Origin of the sequence: Burkholderia sp. ABCPW 111 (genome assembly GCF_000773065.1) — a bacterium.
GTDB lineage: Bacteria > Pseudomonadota > Gammaproteobacteria > Burkholderiales > Burkholderiaceae > Burkholderia > Burkholderia savannae.
Genome location: NZ_JPWT01000001.1, coordinates 203,877 through 223,874 on the forward strand (window position 1 = coordinate 203,877; position 19,998 = coordinate 223,874).

General features: G+C 68.9%; 13 protein-coding genes. 3 read left to right on the top strand and 10 right to left on the bottom strand.

Going from position 1 to position 19,998, the window contains the following annotated elements:
• Positions 1 to 134 precede the first annotated feature (134 nt).
• Entirely contained in the window at positions 135 to 1,889 is a 1,755-nt protein-coding gene (locus tag X946_RS00760; RefSeq protein ID WP_038743078.1) for an ATP-binding cassette domain-containing protein, read from the top strand.
• 36 nt (positions 1,890 to 1,925) lie between these two features.
• On the opposite strand, the gene X946_RS00765 is transcribed toward X946_RS00760, so the two are convergent.
• The 7 genes from X946_RS00765 to X946_RS00800 all read right to left on the bottom strand — a co-directional run bounded on the left by X946_RS00765 (position 1,926) and on the right by X946_RS00800 (position 14,359).
• Entirely contained in the window at positions 1,926 to 2,951 is a 1,026-nt protein-coding gene (locus tag X946_RS00765) for a fimbrial protein (protein WP_038743079.1), read from the bottom strand.
• Positions 2,948 to 3,697 (bottom strand): fimbrial biogenesis chaperone, encoded by a 750-nt coding sequence (locus tag X946_RS00770; protein WP_038743080.1) that lies wholly within the window; start codon positions 3,695 to 3,697, stop codon positions 2,948 to 2,950. The genes X946_RS00765 and X946_RS00770 overlap by 4 nt, the downstream gene beginning before the upstream one ends.
• Positions 3,698 to 3,782: 85 nt before the next feature.
• A complete protein-coding gene (locus X946_RS00775) occupies positions 3,783 to 6,224 on the bottom strand; it encodes a fimbria/pilus outer membrane usher protein (protein WP_197419479.1) in 2,442 nt (813 codons plus the stop codon).
• 149 nt (positions 6,225 to 6,373) lie between these two features.
• Complete coding sequence (locus X946_RS00780; RefSeq protein ID WP_038743082.1) at positions 6,374 to 6,886, bottom strand: fimbrial protein; 513 nt, start codon at positions 6,884 to 6,886, stop codon at positions 6,374 to 6,376.
• Between the two features lie 1,521 nt (positions 6,887 to 8,407).
• Positions 8,408 to 10,006, bottom strand: a complete 1,599-nt coding sequence (locus tag X946_RS00790; protein ID WP_038743324.1) for an efflux transporter outer membrane subunit — start codon at positions 10,004 to 10,006, stop codon at positions 8,408 to 8,410.
• A 5-nt stretch (positions 10,007 to 10,011) separates the two neighbouring features.
• Positions 10,012 to 13,143, bottom strand: a complete 3,132-nt coding sequence (locus X946_RS00795; protein ID WP_038743084.1) for a multidrug efflux RND transporter permease subunit — start codon at positions 13,141 to 13,143, stop codon at positions 10,012 to 10,014.
• 16 nt (positions 13,144 to 13,159) lie between these two features.
• Positions 13,160 to 14,359 carry a MexX/AxyX family multidrug efflux RND transporter periplasmic adaptor subunit gene (locus X946_RS00800; RefSeq protein WP_038743085.1) on the bottom strand — a complete coding sequence of 400 codons (1,200 nt, stop codon included), beginning with the start codon at positions 14,357 to 14,359 and terminating at the stop codon, positions 13,160 to 13,162.
• Between the two features lie 149 nt (positions 14,360 to 14,508).
• Between X946_RS00800 and X946_RS00805 the strand changes: the two genes are divergently transcribed.
• Both X946_RS00805 and X946_RS00810 read left to right on the top strand, forming a co-directional pair.
• The gene (locus X946_RS00805) at positions 14,509 to 15,168 is read left to right on the top strand and encodes a TetR family transcriptional regulator (RefSeq protein ID WP_038743086.1); all 660 of its coding nucleotides are present in this window, start codon (positions 14,509 to 14,511) and stop codon (positions 15,166 to 15,168) included.
• Positions 15,169 to 15,488: 320 nt separating this feature from the next.
• Complete coding sequence (locus X946_RS00810; protein WP_038743087.1) at positions 15,489 to 16,847, top strand: M23 family metallopeptidase; 1,359 nt, start codon at positions 15,489 to 15,491, stop codon at positions 16,845 to 16,847.
• A 394-nt stretch (positions 16,848 to 17,241) separates the two neighbouring features.
• Here the strand turns inward: X946_RS00810 and X946_RS00815 are convergent, their stop codons facing one another.
• From X946_RS00815 to X946_RS00825, 3 genes are all read right to left on the bottom strand, one after another.
• Complete coding sequence (locus X946_RS00815) at positions 17,242 to 17,985, bottom strand: amino acid ABC transporter permease (RefSeq protein ID WP_038743088.1); 744 nt, start codon at positions 17,983 to 17,985, stop codon at positions 17,242 to 17,244.
• Positions 17,986 to 17,987: 2 nt separating this feature from the next.
• Complete coding sequence (locus tag X946_RS00820) at positions 17,988 to 18,713, bottom strand: amino acid ABC transporter permease (protein ID WP_038743326.1); 726 nt, start codon at positions 18,711 to 18,713, stop codon at positions 17,988 to 17,990.
• A 216-nt stretch (positions 18,714 to 18,929) separates the two neighbouring features.
• The gene (locus tag X946_RS00825) at positions 18,930 to 19,745 is read right to left on the bottom strand and encodes an ABC transporter substrate-binding protein (RefSeq protein ID WP_038743089.1); all 816 of its coding nucleotides are present in this window, start codon (positions 19,743 to 19,745) and stop codon (positions 18,930 to 18,932) included.
• Between the last annotated feature and the right edge of the window lie 253 nt (positions 19,746 to 19,998).

The window sequence follows — 19,998 nt, forward strand, 5'->3', positions numbered from 1 at the left end:
ACGCCCTCGCCATTGCATCCGTTGCGGCCGTTGCATCCGTCGCATCCGTTGCGGCCGCGGATCGCGCCGCCGCGCGCCGAGATGCCCGCCCTCCCGTCCCGAACGCCGGTTTTCCGGCACGATTGCGAATCGACATGAAACTTGCCGCACTACGCTCGCTGGCGGACGTCGTCCGTCTGATGCTCGACAAGGAAACGAATGCGAGAAAGCTGATCGTCGCCGGCGTGCTGATCGAGGCGCTGACGTCGGCGTTCATGCTGCTCGGCCCGGTCACGTTGAAGCTCGCGGTCGACGAGCTGTCGCGCCCGCATTTCGACACCGTGAAGGCGTCCGTCGACATCGTGCTGTTCGCCGTGCTGTGGTCCGCGTCCGCGATCTCGTCGATCGTCCTGCTCGCATACACCGGCCGGATCGTCAACGCCGCGTCGAACGCGCTGCTGCGTCGTGCGCTGCGCGCGCAGCTTCCCGCGCTCGCCGGCCGCGCGTGCGCCGACAGCGGCTACGTGCAGGGCCTCCTCGAACGCCTGCCGTACAGCCTGCAGGTGATCGTCGAAGGCGTGCTGTGGAAGATCACGCCCGTCGTGATCCAGCTCGCCGTCGCGTTCGCGCTGATCTCGCTGCTGATGCCGCTGCGGTACGCCGCGATCCTGTTCGCGGTGCTGGCCGCCTATTTCCTGTTCTCCCACTTGTCGGCCGAGCAGTACGAGAAGAGCGCCGCGACGACGAACGAGGCCGCCGGCGCGCTGTCGGCCGCGCTCGGCGACGTGCTCGCGAATGCGCCGCGCGTCGTCTACAACGGCGCGGTGCCGCGGGAGATCGACTACGTCGCGGCGAGAGCCGGCGCGCGGCTCGACGTCAACTGGCGGCGGTCGTGGCTGCTCACGCGCGCGGCCGTCTATCAGTACGGCATCATCGCGCTCGGCATGGCGGCGATGTTCGTGCTGTGCGTGCGCGACATCGCGGCCGCGCGGATCACGCTCGGCGATTTCATGCTGCTGCAGACCTACGTGCTGCAGTTCGCGCTGCCGCTCGGCGCGTACGGGTTCGTGCTCCGCCAGGCGGGCGCGGCGCTCGCGAACGTGCGCGAAGCGCTCGAGATCGCGCCCCGCGCGCCCGCTGCCGGCGCCGCCCGAGCGCAGCCGGGCGGCTCGGCCGCGCACATCGCGGTTCGCCGGCTGGCGTTTCGCCGGGCGGATCGCTTCGCGATCGAACCGCTGTCGTTCGACCTGCCGGCGGGCAGCTACACGGCGATCGTCGGCCACAACGGCTCGGGCAAGTCCACGCTCGCGAAGATCGTCGCCGGGCTGCTGCCGCCCGACGACGGCGTCGTCGCATACGACGGCGTCGACCTGTACGGCGTCGACGACGCCGCGCGCAGCGGCTTCGCGCTATACGTCCCGCAGGACGTCGCGCTTTTCAACCGCCCGCTGCGGGAGAACGTGCGCTACTACCCGTCGACGCTCACCGACGACGACGCGACCCGGCTGCTCGAACGCCTCGCGTTCCACAAGGACGGCCGGCGCATCGATCTCGACGGCGAAGTGGGCGAAGGCGGCGCGCGCCTGTCGGGCGGCCAGGTGCAGAAGGTCGAGCTCGTCAGGCTGATGGGCGTCGACGTCCCCGCGATCGTCCTCGATGAAACGACCTCGGGGCTCGATCCGCACAGCGACGCGCTCGGCATCGCGATGCTTCGCGAGCGTCTTCGCGGACGCACGACGCTCGTGCTGATCACCCACCGTATCGCGAACGTCGAGGCGGCCGACCAGGTGCTGTTTCTGTCGGCCGGGCGGCTCGTCGCGGCGGGCCCGCATCGGCGCCTCATCGATACCTGCGACGAGTACCGCACGTTCTGGCGCCGCCAGCCCGAACCGGCGGTGTCGAACGCATGACGCTCGGGGGGCATCGGTGCGCGGCGGCGGCCGCGCTCAGTAGATGAACAGCCGAATCGTCGCCGTCCCGGCGAACGGCCCGATCTTCGGCGCGCCGAACGACTTCAGCACCGCGTCGAGCACGATGTTCTGATACGACACGTTCCCCGGCATCTGCGTGAGCACGAACTGCTGGTTGAACGGAATCGCCGTGCCGTTCCTGTCCTCGATGCCGATGCCGAAGTTGCTGTCGCTCTGCGGCACGAGCAGGCCGTTGCGCACGGTCTGCGAGGTCTCGAAGTAACCGTCGACGCGCACCGGGACGCTGCATTTCTTCGCGAGCGCGAGGCTGAACTGCTTGCGCGGCACGGCGGGCGAAAAGCCGTTGCCCAACGCCTGGATCTGCCCGAACTTGACGATCCCCGGCTCGGGCGTGACCGTCACGTCGACCATGCACGGCGTCGGCTTCAGGTTCTGCAGGCCGCTCAGCCGGTACTGGAAGCTCGGGTTCGTGTTGTTCAAGCCCTTCTCGCCGTCGAACTGGAACACCGTGTAGACGTCGCTCGGCGGCTGCACCCACGCGCCCTTCTTGCGCACGACCACCTGGTACGTGATGCTGATCGGAATCTTCGGGCAGCGCTTCGCGTTGAAGTCCGCCTGCGGGCACGGCGGCACCGCGAAGCCCGTCGGCACGCCGGTGCCGGGGCGGCTGCCCGCGCCGAAATGATCGACGCCCTGATAGCGGATGCCGATCTCGAGCCCCCACGCGGCCGGATTCTTGCCGTCCGGATTCGCGTAGAAGTAGATGTTGTCGACGATATCCAGATTGCCCTTGCCGCCGAGATCCTTGTAGCAATAGCCGTCCGTCGTGCGCGGCGCGGATATCCAGATCACGTAGCCGTCGGGCGCGTCGGTCGGATACGACGCGACGTTGCCGATCGGCTCGGTGAGCGAGCTCTGGCCGCTGTTCGTCAGGCACCGCACGGCCCACGCGGGCTGCGCGAGCGCGACGAGCAGCGCCGCGCACATCCATGCGAGCCAGCCGGGCATGCGCCGCGGCGGAAAACGCAGGCGCGCGCTCATTGCTTCACGCTCCGGCATGCGTTGCCGTCGCACGCGTATTCGACCGTGACCTGGCCGCCGTAGTCGTCGACGTGCGTAACGGCGATGCCGCCCGCCGCCGACGCCGAGAACGGCACGCTCGCCGCGCTCTTCGGATTCACCATCACCGGATCGAGCGGCAGCGGCGCCTTGTTCGCGCCCGCCGCGAGCGCGACGACCGTGATGTGATACGGCGTCGGATTGTCGAGCACGAGCCGGCGCGCGGCCGCATCGACGCGCAGCGTCATCGGCAGCGTCGGGTCCTCGTCGCGCGCGGGCTGCACGCCGGCCGGCCGGTAGAACAGCTTCATCTGCGTGTGCAGCGCGATCTGCAGCGCGTTCGGCGTGTCGGTCTTCGGCGGCACCTCGCGGATGTTCAGATAGAACACCGATTCGCGATCGGCGGGCAGCGCCGCGCCCGGCATGCGCGCGATCCGCAGCACGTTGCGCTCCTTCGGCTCGACGCGCTGCAGCGGCGGCACGACCATCAGCGGCGTCGTGATCTTGTTGCCGTGCTCGTCCTCGAGCCACGACTGCACGAGGTACGGATACGCGTCGCTCTTGTTCGAGATCGTCACGATCGCGGCCTGCTCGCCTTCGTTGAGAATCACGCGCGTGCGGTCCGGCACGATCGCCGCGTGCGCGGCGCCCGCGAGCGCGGCGAGGAGCGCGGCGGCCACGCGCCGCGCGTTCGAAACGGAAAGGAGTCGTGGGGTCATGGTCGTCATCGGGTCGTTCGGGTCGTTCGGGTCGTTCGGGTCGTTCGGGTCGTTCGGTCGTTCGGTCGTTCGGTCGTTCGGTCGTTCGGATCGGTCAGCGCGACGCGTGCTGCGTCGCGGATTCGCAAGCGACGGGCGCGGGCGTGCCGTCGAGCTGCAGCGTGTCGGGGAGCGCGGCGGGCGTGCAGATCGTCTTCGCGCCGGCGCGCACGACGAGCTTCGCGCGCGGCTGCACCTGCGTCAGGTACGCGGCACCGGCCTCGCCGACGATGCCGAGCTCCTTGCCGGTCGCGGCGTCCTGCACCGATGCGCCGAACGGCACCGGTGCGCCGCCGTCGCCCGTCAGCGTGACGAACACGTTGCGCCCGCGCGCCGCGTTGAACTTGAGGTAGCCGATCGCGCCGTCCGTCAGCACGGTGCGCTGGATCGGGTTCGTCACGTCGGTGTCGAGGCCGAGCTTCTCCACGCTCACGGCCGCGTCGTACACGTTGTACGGCGACACGCCGTCGATCACCGCAAAGCCGCGCGCATTCGTGCGGGCGTAAGTGCCGGACAGCGGCACGCCGGGCACCCCGTCGGTCGACACGAGCAGGCGCGTGTCGCCCGCGTTGCCGTTCGCGTGCGCGGTCACGCCGTAGCGCGTCGCGACGAACGAGCCGTCGAGCTCGAGCGACGCCGACGCGTACGAATTCGCGACCGTGGACGCCTGAGCGGTGAGCTGGTAGGAAGGCGTGCGCTGCCGCAAGCTCGCGTTGGCCGACGCGCGGCCGTCGGTCGTGCCGCCGTATAGCTGATAGGTGCGGCCGTTCATGCCGTCGTAGATGTAGCCCGCGTTCACGCTCGTGCCGCCCTGGCCGGCCGACACGCTCGACGTGAGCGTCTGGCGCTCGCCGAGCGGCAGCGTCGCCGTCAGCGACACCTGGTTGCCGCCGCCGCCCGCGCCTTGCGTGCGGAACGCGGAGAAGCTCATGTTCACGCTCTTCAGGCCGCCGAGCGAGAACGCGCGCGTGAGCGTCACGCCGATGCGTTGATCGGACGGGCGCGCCCAGTAGGTCGTCTGGTCGTACGAGAAGTAGGCCGACGTGTCGCCGAAGCGCTTCGACAGCATCGCCGAATAGCGCTGCTTGCTGTTCGCGAGACTCGACGCGCTCGGGTCGCCCGAGAACTGCTGGAAGTTCGTGTAGTCGCGCTCGGAGAAGCGATAGCCGAAGAAGCGCACATCGGCGTCGAGCGCGTCGAAGTGCTTCGAATAGTTGATCCGGTACGAGTTGCCGTGCTTCGTCCGGCCGCTCCACCAGAGCGTCGCGCGCGCATGCGTGATGTCCGCCGACAGCGCGCCGAAGCGGCCGAAATCGCGGCCGACGCCGAACGCGACCGACGTGTAGCCGGACGCCGCGATGAGCCCGCCGTAGACGGTCACGTCCAACGGCAGCCCGTACGCGGCCTCGGCGAAGCCGAACCACGGCGTGATGCCCGCGCCGCCGAACGTGCGCGGCTTGCCGAGCGCGCTCTTGTAGCGCAGTTGCCCTTCGCGCGCGAGAAACGGCACCGACGCGGTCGCGACCTGGAAGCGCTGGACCGAGCCGTCCTCTTCCTCGACGACGACGTCGAGCGTGCCCTGCACGCTCGTGTTGAGGTTCGACAGCGCGAACGCGCCCGGCGACACCTTCGTCATGTACAGCACGCGGCCGTCCTGCATCACCTTGACGATCGCGTTCGTGCGCGCGACGCCCGTGACGAGCGGCGCGTAGCCGCGCATCGACGGCGGCAGCATCCGGTCGTCGCTCTTCAGCGCAACGCCCGACATCGAGAACGTGCTGAAGATGTCCGAATCGACGTAGATCTCGCCGAACGACAGCGTCGACTGGATCGACGGCAGCGCGCGGTACGCGTAGAGCTGGTTGAAGCGGAACGCGCGGTCCGCGTAGACGGAGCCGCCCGCGTTCGTCTGCGCCTGATAGTCGCCGCGAAAGCGCCACGCGCCCCAGTTCGCGCCGATCGTGCCGTACGCCTGCACCGAGTTGTTCTGCTGCGCGCCGCCGCCGAACGCGTGGTTCGCGTTCGCGAGCACGCGATAGTCGAGCATCGCGCCGCTCACGCCGTCGCTCCAGCGCTCGGGCGGCAGGTACGACGTGTCGGTGAATTCGAGCGCCGCTTGCGGAATCGTGATTTTCAGGCGCCCTTCGCCCTTCTGGTAGCGGATCGTCACGCCCTCGATCGCGGAAAGATCCGCGCAGCGCCCGCCCATCACGCGCGGCATGTCGTTGACGAGCGACTTCTTCAGGCCGAACTGCGCGACGAGCTCGGGCGTGATGCACGCGCGCGCGCCCGCCCCTTCGCGCTCGCCGACGAATTCGATCTGCCGCAGGCCGTAGAACACGTCGTTCACCTGCACGTCGAGCAGATAGGTGCCCGGCAGCGTGTAGTCCGCCTGCGCGAACTGCGACAGGTCGACTTCGTTCTTGCCGTCGATGCTCAGGAACGACGAATTGAACTCCGTCGCCCGGGCATGGCTGCCGGCGACCAGCATGGACACGCAGAGGAAGAAAAGTCTGATTCGCACGCCGACTGACTGAAACCGTAACGGGATGGGGATCGCGGGGAAAACGGGAATGCGAGAAGGATTCGCGCGAGGAAGGGGCGCGCGCCCTTTCCTCGCTGGGCGGCTCGTCGAGCCGCGCGGGCTTACTGGTAGCGGACGGTGAAATTCGCGACGCCGTCGGCCGTGCCCGGCGTGACGCTCGCGGCGGTCGCTTCGTACATCGCGGAGAAGCGCGCGACGCTCGTGCCGTTGCTCAGCACGAGCGGGCCCTTCTGCTCCACGCCGTTGTCGAGATCTTCGCCCGACGCCGATTGCAGGCGGATGCCGACGTTCTTCGCCGAGCCGACAGTGGCGATCAGCTTCGGCTGCGTCGCGTTCGACGTGCCCGTGAACGTGAAGTACGCGTTCTTCGCGACGCTCGTGTCGCAGTCGACGAGGTTGATGTCGAAGTTCTGCGGAGTCGACTTGTCGCCCGCCGCCTTGAACTTGTTGGTCGGGACGAAGCCGAGACGCACGGTCTGATCCACCGAGCCCGCGTCGATGCCGCATGCGCCCGCGACGATCTCGCCCGTGAAGTTGATGATGCCGTTGCCGGCGGCGAACGCCGACGTGGACAGGGCGGCGAAGGCGACGGCGGACAGGAGTGCTTTTTTCATGGCTGATTCCGTAACGTGACTAATGAGGTTTTGACGATTTGTCGGACGTGTTCGCAATGCAAGGAAATGCGCCGCAATGCGTTGGCCTGGTTCGTCGCGACGGGCCGAATTATCAATATGATTTGGAAAGTACTTTGTAAATCATTGTCAGATCATTGCCTTACAAACGATTTGCTCGTGGCGCCGGAGAATTTCTGAAATGCGGCGATTTGCCGCACTTTTACGCCAAGCGGCGACACCGATTGTTTGATGTTAATGCATTGTTTTAATTGGAAATATTGGCTTTTCTCTGGCATGTCGACGTAGGTTTGGAAGGCCACTGACAGATCCGCCCCGAGGTGCCGAAGAGACGTTTGCTTTTTGACTTTTCTGTAAGAGTTGTCAAATCGCAACGTCAAAAAATTCCTTTCAATCAATTATGAGATATCAATCTCATTAAAAATTATTGACGCAATCGTTTGCGAATCCATGAAATCTCACGGCTCACATGTTTTCATTTTATGCAATCATTTCAATATTCATGAATTTGAATTTATTTGACAATTAAATTGCACATTTGTATTTATGAGATAAGTCGATTCGCGACTTAATTCATTTGCAATCGTTTGCCGATTGAGAGTGCGCGTGCTCAAACGTTTGCCGATGTCGCCGAACGAAAAGACCGTGGAATTCGCTCGGGGGCGGCCCTCCCCCGCCGTGCGGATCGGGGCAATTCGGCGATTCGGCGGCTGCCGGATGCGATCCGCAACGCGCCGGCGGGCCCCGAATCGATCGAGCGCCGCGCGGGGTTGCGAGATGGCGGCGCGCTGGCGCGAGCTACCCCGATCGAGACGATCGGCCGACGCACGTTCGAACGGCGTCACGCGTGCAATGGGAAGCGACGTGCGAAGCGAAGCGGAAAGCGGGAAGCGAAACGGAAAGCGAAGCGGCCGGATCGCCCGCCGAGCGCGAGCGCCGGGCGCTTCGCCGACGATGCCGAGCGGCAACGGTGCGGCTCGCCGACGGGTGCGCATCGCGTGTTGCGCATCGCGAAGGCCGCCAATATGCGGATCGCGCACGGCCGACGCGGCCGGCCCGGCTAACGCGCGAGAGCGCCCGTTAGCCGGGCGATGATGCGCAATGCGCAGGCAGTGGATAGGATTTCGCGGGCGCGCGTCGCCCACGCGGAATCAGCGAGGCAACAAGACGAGAATTGAAAACCGCGGCGCGGATGCGAAGCGACGCGTTCGGCGTCGCGGGAATGCTTCGCGAATTCACGCGCGCGGCGACGCGCGCGGGTCGACTAGCGGCGCTTGCCGCGCCGAATCTGCGTATCGACGTGCGTATCGACCTCCGTATCGACGTGCCGAGCGTCACAACGGCCGGACGATCGGCCCTCGCGCTCAGCGAACCAGAAGCGGCGCACCGGCGCGCAACGAATCCGACGCTGCGACGCGCCAACGCCACGCACGGCGCACTACCTGAGCCGACGGGCACGCATGCCGAGGCCACGCGGCGCGCCCGATCAGCTCGAACGCTAGCTCAGGCTTGCGGACAGATGTCCCCGCCACCGCACGCGGCGCGCGACCAGCCGCCGCCGAGCGCGCGATACAGCGCGATCGCGTTCGTGAGCCGCAGCTGCTTCAGGCGAATCAGCTCCTGCCCGGATTCGAACGTGCTGCGCTGCGCGTCGAGCAGTTCGAGATAGCTCGCGACGCCGCTGCCGTAGCGCCGCTGCGCGAGCCGCAGCCGCTCGGCGTCCGCGCCGTACGCCGCCTGCTGCGCGGCGAGCTGCGCATCGATCTGATCGCGGGCCGCGAGCGCGTCGGCGACTTCGCGAAACGCCGTCTGGATCGTCTTCTCGTAGTCGGCCACCGCGATGTCCTTGCGCGCGTCGGCGACGTCGAGGTTCGCACGATTGCGCCCGCCCGCGAAGATCGGCAGCGTGAGTCGCGGCGCGAACGTCCACACGCTCGAGCCGGCCGAGAAGAGCCCCGAGAACGCATCGCTGACCGAACCGGCGTCGGTGGTAAGCGTGATGCGCGGGAAGAACGCCGCGCGCGCGGCGCCGATGTTCGCGTTCGCCGCAACGAGCCGCTGCTCGGCCTGCCGGATGTCCGGCCGCTGTTCGAGCAGATCCGACGGCAGCCCCGGCGACACCGGCGCGACGGCGAACTCGTCGAGCGCGGGCGCGCCGGCGGGCAACGTCGTCGTGAAATCGCCCGCGAGCAGCTTCAGCGCGCTCGTCGCCTGCGTATGCTCGCGCTCGAGCGCCGCCTTCGACGCGCGCGCCGACGCGACGAGCATCTCGGCCGTGCGCAGCTCGATCGCCGTGCTCGTGCCGGCCGCGTAGCGGCGCTGCGTGAGCGCGTACGTCGCGTCGCGCGCGGCGAGCGTGCGCTCGGCGAGCGCCAGTTGATCGACGAGCGCGCGCTCGGCCACGTAAGCGGACGCGACCTCGGCGATCAGGCTGATGTGCGCCGCGCGCCGCCCTTCGGCCGTCGCGAAGTATTCGGCGAGCGCCGCGTCGGACAGGCTCTTCACGCGGCCGAACAGATCGATCTCGAACGCGCTCACGCCGACGCCCGCGCGATACAGCGTGCTCGTCGCGCTCTCGCGCAGCACCGGATCGTACTGGCGCGTGCGCTCGTAGCCGAGATTGCCGTCGATCGACGGCAGCCGGTCCGCGCGCGCGACGCCGTACAGGCCGCGCGCTTCCTGAATGCGCAGCGTCGCGATCCGCAGGTCGCGATTGTTCGCGAGCGCCGCGTCGATCAGCGTGCGCAGCGACGGATCGGTGAAGTACGCGCGCCAGTCGTCGAGGCGCGTGTCGTGCGTGTCGTGTACCTCTTGCAGCTCATGCAGCTCGTGCGCGCCGCTCGCGTTCGCCGCGTCACGCGCGCCGGGCATGCCGCGCGCGCCGCCGTCGGCCGCCGATGCCGCCGATGCCGCCGCATCGCGCGACGCCGCCGCGTCCGTTCGCGCATAGCTCGCCGGCACGGGCGCGGCCGGCCGCTCGTAGCGCGGCGCGAGCGTGCAGCCCGCGACGAGCGCCGCCGCGAGCGCGATCGGCCACGCCCGAGGCGCGCCCGGCCGCCCCGAACGGCATGATCCGTTTCGCACGGACAGAGGTGTCATCATCGCTTTCACTTGATCTCCAGGGCCGCATTCGCGCCGCCGCGGCGGCGCGGGCTCACGTCGAACACGCGGCCGACGCACACGAAAAAGAGCGGGACGAGGAAGATCGCGAACAGCGTCGCGCTGATCACGCCGCCGAGCACGCCCGTGCCGATCGCGACCTGCGCGCCGGACGCGGCGCCCGTCGCGAACGCGAGCGGCAGCACGCCCACGCCGAACGCGAGCGACGTCATCACGATCGGGCGCAGCCGCAGCCGCGCCGCTTCGAGCGCCGCGTCGGCGAGCGAGCGCCCCTGCGCGACCAGATCCTTCGCGACCTCGACGATCAGGATCGCGTTCTTCGCGGACAACCCGATCGTCGCGATCAGCCCCACCTTGAAATAGATGTCGTTCGGCATTGCGCGCAGCGTGACGCCCGCCACCGCGCCGATCACGCCGAGCGGCACGACGAGCATCACCGCGAACGGAATCGACCAGCTCTCGTACAGCGCCGCGAGCGCGAGAAACACGACGAGCACCGACAGCGCGAACAGCATCGGCGCCTGCGCGCCCGACAGCCGCTCCTCGTACGACTGCCCGGACCACGCATAGCCGACGCCCGCGGGCAGCGCCGACGCGATCCGCTCGATCGCCGCCATCGCCTCGCCGCTGCTGTGCCCGGCCGCCGCCGAGCCGTTGATCGTAAACGACGGGAAGCCGTTGTAGCGCGTCAGCTGCGGCGGGCCCATCGTCCATTGCAGCGTCGCGAACGCCGCGAGCGGCACCATCTCGCCGCGTGCGTTGCGCACGCGCAGCTTCGTCACGTCATCGGGATCGAGCCGGTGCGGCCCGTCGGCCTGCACGATCACGCGGCGCACCTGCGCGCCGTGCATGAAATCGCCGATGTAGTCGGAGCCGAACATCACCGCGAGCGTCGCGTTGATCTCGTCCATCGACACGCCGAGCGCCGACGCCTTCGCGCGATCGATGTCGAGCTTCAACTGCGGCGCGTCCTGCGTGCCGGCGAACATCAGATCGGCGAGCACGGGGTTCTTGCGCCCGTCGGCGAGCAGCTTCTCGCGCGCGGCGGCGAGCGCCGCGTAGCCGAGCCCGCCGCGATCCTGCAAGCGGAAATCGAAGCCGCCCGTCGAGCCGAGGTCGGGCAACGCGGGCGAATTCATCGCGAACACCGTCGTGTTCGGCGTGCCCGCGAAGCGTTCGTTGATCCGCGCGACGATCGCCTGCACCTGGTCGTGCGCGCGCTTGCGCTCCTTCCAGTCCTTCAGCGTGACGAAGATCATCCCGCCGTTCGGCCCCTCGCCGTACAGGTTGAAGCCGCCGAGCGCGAACGTGTACGCGCTCGGCTCCTCGCCGCGCACGTATTCCTCGACGCGCCGCACGCTCTGCATCGTCTCCGCGAGCGGCGTGCCCTGCGGGCGCACCACCATCACCATGAAATTGCCCTGGTCCTCGTCCGGCAGGAACGCGGTCGGCAGCTTCGTGATCAGCAGCGCCGCGAGCGCCGTCAGCGCGCCATAGACGACGAGCCAGCGCAGCGGGCGCTCGAGCACCTGCCCGACGCGCCGCGTGTAGCGGCCGGTCGAGCGCGCGACGAAGCGGTTGAACCAGCCGAAGAAGCCGCCCTTGTCGTGATGGTCGTCGGCCACCGGCTTGAGCAGCGTCGCGCAGAGCGCCGGCGTGAGCGACAGCGCGAGAAACGCCGAGAAGCCGATCGACACCGCCAGCGCGAGCGCGAACTGCCGGTAGATGTTGCCGACCGCGCCGCCGAAGAACGCCATCGGCACGAACACCGACGTCAGCACGACGGTGATCCCGACGATCGCGCCGCTGATCTGCTTCATCGCCTTCACGGTCGCCTCGTACGGCGGCAGCTTTTCCTCGACCATCAGCCGCTCGACGTTCTCGACGACGACGATCGCGTCGTCGACGAGGATGCCGATCGCGAGCACCATCCCGAACATCGTCAGCACGTTGATCGAGAAGCCCGCGGCGAGCATCGCGCCGAACGTGCCGAGAAGCGCGACGGGCACGACGAGCGTCGGAATCAGCGTCGCGCGCAGGTTCTGCATGAAGAGGAACATCACCGCGAACACGAGCACGCCCGCCTCGACGAGCGTCGTCACGACCTTGCTCATCGACACGCGCACGAACGACGACGTCTCGTACGGAATCTGATACTTGACGCCCGGCGGGAAGAACGTCGACAGCTCGTCCATCGTCGCGCGGATGCGCTTCTCGGTCGCGACCGCGTTCGAGCCCGGCGCGAGCTTGATGCCCATGCCGGTCGCCGTCTTGCCGTTCACGAACGACGGATAGTTGTAGTCGTTGCCGCCGAACTCGACGCGCGCGACGTCGCGCAGGAAGAGCGTCGAGCCGTCGGCGCGCGCGCGCAGCGCGATCGCGCCGAACGCGTCGGGCGTCGCGAGCGGCGCGTCGGCGAGCACGGTCGCCGCGATCGGCGCGCTGTCGGGCACCGCGCTGCGGCCGATGTCGCCGATCGTCACGCGCGCGTTGTGCGCGCGCACGGCGGCCGCGATGTCCGACGCCGTCAGGTTCAGCGCCGCCATCTTGACCGGGTCCGGCCAGATCCGCATCGCGTATTCGGCGCCCCAGAACTGCACCTTGCCGACGCCGTCGACGCGCCGCAGCGCCTGCACGACGTTCGCCGACGCGTATTCGCCGAGCTGCACCGCCGACAGCCGCCCGTCCTCCGACGTGAGCGACACGACGAGCTGGATGTTGTCGGCCGCCTTCTCGACCGAGATGCCGTCGCGCCGCACGGGCTCGGGCAGCCGCGCCTCGACGGTCTTCAGGCGGTTCTGCACGTCGACGGCCGCGAGATCGGCGCTCACGCCCTGCTTGAACGTGAGGTACAGCGACGCCTGGCCGGCGCTGCTCGTCGCCGACGTATACAGCAGGCCGGGCACGCCGTTCATCTCGCGCTCGATCACGGCCGTGACCGATTCCTCGACGACCTGCGCGGACGCGCCCGGATATGTCGCGTAAATGCTGACGACGGGCGGCGCGATGTCCGGATACTGCGCGACGGGCAGCGCGCGGATCGCGAAGACGCCGCCCATCATGATGAATAGCGAGATCACCCAGGCGAACACCGGGCGATCGATGAAGAAACGAGCCATGATCGTGTCGTGCTTGTCAGGTTTGGCGCTTCGCGGGCGCGCCCGCCGCGGCCGGCTGCGACGCCGGTTGCGCGGGCGCGCCGCGCTCGACCGCCTTCACGGTCGCGCCTGCTTCGAATTGCGCGGCGTCGTCGACGACGACGCGCTCGCCGCCCGCGAGCCCGCGCGTGACGATCCAGTCGCGGCCTTTCATCTGCTCGGCCTCGACCGTCACGTCGCGTATCTTTCCGTTGTCGCCGACCACCTTGACGGTCGCGCTGTCGGCCGCGCGCAGGAGCGCGTCGCGCGGCACGAGGATCGCGTCGCGCGCGATCGCGCGATCGAGCGTGATCCGCACGTACGCGCCCGGCAGCAGCTCGCGCTCCGGATTCGGGAAGAGCGCGCGCATCGCCACCGTGTCGGTGGACGGATCGACCGCGAGATCCGCGAACAGCAGCTTGCCCTTGCGCGCATACGCGCTGCCGTCCGGGCGCACGAGCGTCACCTCGACGTCGCGCTGCGCGATGCCCGCCGCGCGCCCGCTCCTCACCGCGCGCCGCAGCGATTCCACGTCGGCGGCCGGCTGCGAGAAGTTCACGTAGATCGGATCGAGCTGCTCGACGGTCGTGAGCGGCGTCGCCTGATCCTGGCCGACGAGCGCGCCTTCCGTGACGAGCGCGCGGCGCGCGCGGCCGTCGATCGGCGACGTGACGGTCGCGTAGTCGAGCTCGAGCTGCGCGCGCGCGAGCTCCGCGCGCGCCGACGCGACGGCGGCCTTCGCCTGCCGCTCGTCGGCGAGCGCCTCGGTGTGGTCGCGCTCGCTCACCGCGCGGTCGCGCACGAGCTCGTCGTAGCGGCGGCGCTTGTCGAGCGCCGCGAGATGCGCGGCCTGCGCCTTGTCGAGCGCGCCCGCGGCCGCGTCGCGCGCCGCCTTGAACGGCGCGGGATCGATCTTGAAGAGCACCGCGCCGCGCTTCACTTCCTGCCCTTCTTCATACGTGCGCGCGGTCACGATGCCCGCGACGCGCGCGCGCACCTCCGCCTGCCGGTATGCGTCGAGCCGGCCCGGCAATTCGACCGTGAGCGGCACCGACGTCTTCTTCACCGTGACGACGCTCGCCTCGCGCGGCGCGGCTGCCTCGTCGCCGCTTTCGCGCTTGCCGCAGCCGGCCGCGATGAACGCCGCGGCGGCGAGCGCCGCCCACCTGCGACGCGTGCGTGCCCATTCGTATGTCATTGTTTTCCTCGCGATTCGCTCGGCCCGGGACAAATCGGGGCCGGTCAGGGCGATCGATTATAATCAGTCACGACTGATTAAATAATGTCGCTTGATAGGATGTCGTAATAAAGCGACAAACAATCGAAAGAAAGGGAGAATCGACCCACATGGCCCGCAAGACGCGCGAAGAATCGTTGAACACGAAGAACCGAATCCTCGACGCCGCCGAGCTCGTGCTGCTCGAGAAAGGCGTCGGCCAGACCGCGATGGCCGACATCGCGGAGGCGGCCGGGATGTCGCGCGGCGCCGTCTACGGGCACTTCAAAGGCAAGACCGAGGTGTGCGTCGCGATGTGCGACCGCGCGTTCTCGCGCGCGGTCGAGGGCTTCGAGCTGTCCGACGAGCGGCCCGCGCTCGCGACGCTGCGCTTCGCCGCGTCGCACTACCTGCATCAATGCGGCGAGCCGGGCTCGATGCAGCGCGTGCTCGAGATCCTCTACATGAAGTGCGAGCAGAGCGAGGAAAATGCGCCGCTGCTGCGCCGGCGCGCGCTCTACGAATTGCAGGCGCTGCGGATCACGAAGGCGCTGCTGCGCCGCGCGGTCGGCGCGGGCGAACTCGACGCGTCGCTCGACGTGCATCTCGCGGGCGTCTATTTGCTGTCGCTGCTCGAAGGCATCTTCGGCTCGATGATCTGGACGACGCGGCTGCGCGGCGACCGCTGGGACGATGCCGAAGCGATGCTCGACGCGGGCGTCGACGCGCTGCGCGTGTCGCCCGCGCTGCGCGTCGCCGAAGATTGCATGGCGCGCACGGCCGCGCGCTGAGCGTGCATGCCGCGCATCGACAGTCGGGCCCCTTTATAAAGTCGTCAAGACTGCGGAACAATTGCGCGCGCGCGGCGGTCACTCTAGCTGGTGTCGATTCTTCATATGGGTTTGAACCCTCGGAATTCGAATCGCCGTTCGGAGCGGACATGGTCCGCGTCGTTGGGCCGAGCGGCGCGCAGCGGGGCGCGGTCCGGTCGTGATCGCGCCCCGCTGCGTTGAACGCCCTGGCGCTGCCGGCCCGCCCCGACGCGTGCCTCGCCGCAGCCGCCGCCCACACCCTTTCGTTCGAACTGCCTTTTTCAAGGATGTGGACACCCTTGGCCAAGCCAATCGCGCATACCGTTTTCGTTTCTTCCGACGATCCCGCGTCCGTCGCCGGATCGCCGGCGCAAGCCGCCTCTGCCCGATCGCTCAGACGCAAGCTGCCCACGGCGAGCGCGCTCGGCGCGCTGATCGCGTTCGGTCTCGCGGCGCTGCCCGCCGTGTCGAAGCCGCCCGATTCGTCGACCGCGAACGCCGCGCGCGCGCCGCAGCGCGTGTTCGCCGACGCGCCGTTTCCGAGCGCGCAGCGCTTCGTCACGGGCGAGCTCGAACGCGTGATCGGCGAGCAAAGCCCGCCCGACGCGCCGCTGCGAACGCTCGCCGCGCAAACCGCTGCGTCGGCCGCCGCCCCGATGCCCGGCCAAGCGCCGCCCGGCCTCTTCGCGCCGCTCGCCGAGCACCGCAACGAGCTGCTCGGCTACGGCAGCCGCGCGTTCTCGCTCGCCGATTCGGTGCTCGCGCCGATCGACAGCGGCGTGCGCGCCGGGCCGATCGAGCAGTCGCTCGCCGACACCCTCAATCGGATCGACATCCCGCCCGAAGTGCGGATACAGATCGGCGACCTGATCGCCGACCGCGTGCAGTCGCACGCGAACGCGCAGCCGGGCGACCGCTACCGGATCGCGTTCGACCCCGCATCGGCCAAGCCGCGCGTGACGGCGCTCGAGCTGCGCGTCGCGGGCCGCCGCTTCGGCGCGGTCTGGTTCAAGGCGCCCGGCGCGGCGAGCGGCGCGTACTACGCGTTCGACGGCGCGCCGCTCGACGCGCCCGCGCTCACGATACCCGTCGTCAGCACGCGCATCAGCTCGTACTTCGGCGAGCGCATCCATCCGTTGTCGCACATCCTGCAGATGCACACGGGCGTCGATCTCGCCGCGCCGGCCGGTACGCGCGTGAACGCCGCGTCGGCGGGCGTCGTGTCGTTCGTCGGCTACGATCCGGGCGGCTACGGCAAGTACGTCGTGATCGATCATCCGGATCGCACGTCGACCTACTACGCGCACCTGTCGGCGTTCGCGCCGGGGCTCGAGGCCGGGATGACGGTCGCGCAGGGCCAGCGAATCGGCGCGGTCGGCGCGACGGGCGCGGCGACGGGCCCGCATCTGCACTTCGAGGTGCGCGTCGACAATCAGCCGGTCGATCCGCTCGTCGCGCTCGCCGACGCGCAGAACACGCTGTCGGCGATGCAGCTCGACGCGTTCCGCCGCGTCGCGAGCGAGGCGCGCTTCCGGCTCGCGTCGAGCGACGCGCGGCCGCTCGGCTTCGCGCAGATCGACGCGCCGCTGTGGGCCGAGTTCGCGACCGATTCGTCGACGCTGCGCGCGATCTTCAACACGCATTACGCGTCGTCGTGACGATGCGGTAGCGTGCAAAACCCCGCGTGCGCCGGCACGCGGGATCTCGATTCGCGCGGCGCGACGCGACGCATTCGGCTACGCCTCGCGGCCGCCGCGAAAAGCTCGTCGCCAGGCGCATGCGTCGCCGTGACCGGCGTCGTGGGCGTCGCACGCGCCGTCGATGTCGACGCATCGAGCTCGATGCGTCGCTGGCGGCGCCTACGCCGGACACGCCGCGCGCGTCGAATGCGTCGAATGGGTCGAATGGGTCGAATGGGTCGAATGGGTCGAATGCGTCGAATGGGTCGAATGGATGCATACGTGCATGCGTCGAGCTCCATCGCGCCGCTCGCCAAGACGACGCGCCCCTGCCCTCCCGCGCCTTTCGTCGAGCTGCGGCGCAGCCGCGACGCTACCTCGGCCCGCTCGATGCCGGCTGCGCGGCGCCCGCATGCGGCGCTTCGCCGCCGCGCGGCGAAGCGCGCCGGTTGCGCGCGAGCAGCCACGTCGCCGCGACGTCGAGCGCGGTGCAGAGAATCAGATAGATGACGCCGACGAACAGGAAGATCTGCGCGGGATACACCATCAGCCGGTTGTTGACCTGCGTCGCGACGAACGACAGCTCCGGCACGCCGACGATGTAGGCGAGCGACGTGTCCTTCACGAGCGACACCCACTGGTTGACGAACGACGGCGTCATGATCTGCGCCGCCTGCGGCAGCAGCACGTGGCGCACCGTTTGCCAGCGCGTGAGCCCGAGCGACAGCCCCGCCTGCCACTGCCCGTCGCCCGCCGCGCGAATGCCCGCGTGCACCGAGTGCGCGAGATATGCACCGCCGACGAGCGACAGCGCGCACACGACGGCCGCGAGCCCCGGCACGTCGGCGTGCAGCAACACGGGCAGCAGGAAGTACGTCCAGAAAATCAGCATCAGCACCGGAATCGCGCGGAAAAAGCCGATCACGACGACGAGCACGCCGCGCAGCGCGCCCGTCGCGAGCGCGAGCGCGACGCCCCCCGCGACGCCGAGCACGGCCGACGCGAGCGCCGATGCGAGCGCGAGCGCGAGCGACAGCGCCGCGCCGCCGAGCGGGCCGTCCGGAAACGCGCCGACGAGCAGGTACGGCAGATTGTTCGCGAGTATCGACAGATCCATCGTCAGCGCCCCGTGAACGTGCGATCGCGACGCCGGACCATCCACTGCGCGAACGCTTCGACGGCCGCGATCGCCGCGACGTACAGCACGGTCGACACGCCGAACGCGGCGAACGTCCGGAAGGTCTCGGTCTCGACCTGCCGCGACGCGTACGACAGCTCGGCGACGCCGATCGCCATCGTCAGCGACGAGTTCTTGATGAGGTTCATGTATTGCCCGAAGAGCGGCGGCAGCGCGATTCGCACCGCCTGCGGCAGCACGACGAAGCGCAACGTCTGCAGCGGCGAAAGGCCGAGCGCGCTCGCCGCGTGATACTGCCCGGCGGGCACGCCGCGCAGCCCCGCATGAAACTCCTCGGCGACGAACGCGCTCGTGTAGCAACTGAGGCCGACCCAGCCGGCGACGAATTCGAACGACGGCCAACGCAGCTCCACGCCGCCCGCCGCGATCGCGTGGCGCGCGTTCAGCCAGGCCATCAGCGGCTCCGGCAGCAGCGACGCGACGCCGAAATACCAGAACAGCAATTGCACGACGAGCGGCGTGTTGCGAAACGCGACGACGTAAGCGGCCGCCGCGCGCCGCGGCCACGCGCGCCTCGCATGCCGCGCGATCGCGAGCGCGAAGCCCGCGAACGTCGCCGTGACCGCCGCCGCGAGCGACAGGCCGAGCGTCAGCAGGAAACCCTGCCACAACCACATCAGATACTTCGGAGCGAGCCAGGCGTCCATCTTGTCTGCTTCGGGCCGCCGGCGAGGCGGCCGCATGTTGCGTGTCGGGTGAGGCGCCGGCCGCGCGCGATCGCGCACGGATCATGCACGATTCGATTGCGGGCCGCGTGCGGTTTGCATGCGGCCCGCGCCGGGCTCCGCGCGACGCCGGATGCGCGCGTCTTGCGCACGCCCGGCTTCGCGCGCGAGAGCGTCGGGCGCGGATCGCGCGCGCGCTCAGCTCTTGTCGCCGATCTTGAAGATCCGCGTGAGCGGCGTCTTCGTGCCCGGCCCGAACCATGCGTCGTAGATCCGGCCCGCGCGACCGTTCGCCTCGAGGTCCTTCAGCGCGCCGTTGACGAACGCGACGAGCCGCGTCTCGCCCTTCGGCACGCCGACGCCCATGTAGTCGTTCGAGATCGTAAACGCCGGAATCTCATAGTTCTGCTTGTCCGGCACGTTCGCGAGCAGGCCGATCAGCTTCGGGCCGTCCTGCGTGATCGCCTGCACGTTGCCCGCGCGCAGCGCGGCGAACGCGAACGGCGTGTCGTCGTACGCGACGATCGTCGCCTTCGGATACTTCTCGCGCAGCGTGACTTCGTTCGTCGTGCCCTTGTCCGCGCCGATGCGCAGGCTGCTCAACTGGTCGGCCGATTTCAGCGCGCCCTTCTTCGCGAGGAACTGCTGGCCCGACGCGAAATACGGAATGCTGAAGTCGACCTGCTTCGCGCGCTCGTCGGTGATCGTGAAGTTCGCGAGCACGAGATCGACCTTGCCCGACGTCAGGAACGGAATGCGATTCGCGGGATTGGTCGGCTGCAGTTTCAGCTTGACGCCGAGCTTGTCGGCGAGCGCCTGCGCGTAGTCGACGTCGAGGCCGACGATCCGGTTCGTCTTCGGATCGACGAAGCCGAACGGCGGGTTGCTGTCGAACGTCGCGACGCGCAGCACGCCGGCTTTCTTGATGTCGTCGAGACGGTCCGCGTGCGCGGCCGCATGCGCGGCGACGAGCGACAAACCGATGAGCCAGGTAGCGAGTGGCTTGAGTTTCATTGGCGCGTTTCTCTTGTTCTAGGAAGGTGCCGGCGCGACGCGTCCGGCCGGATGAGCGACGCAGCGCGACGCGCTGCGAGTTCGTCACCGTATCAGTGCATGCACCATTTTCGAACCAAGAAATGCTGCTGAACTCAGCAGTTTTCGTGCTATCGCATGCGCACGCGACATCCGAGGCGGCGCGTTCGCGCCGGGCCCGCGCGGCGCGGCGACAGGCGTGGCCGCTCGATCACGCCAATCCGCGCGCCCACCC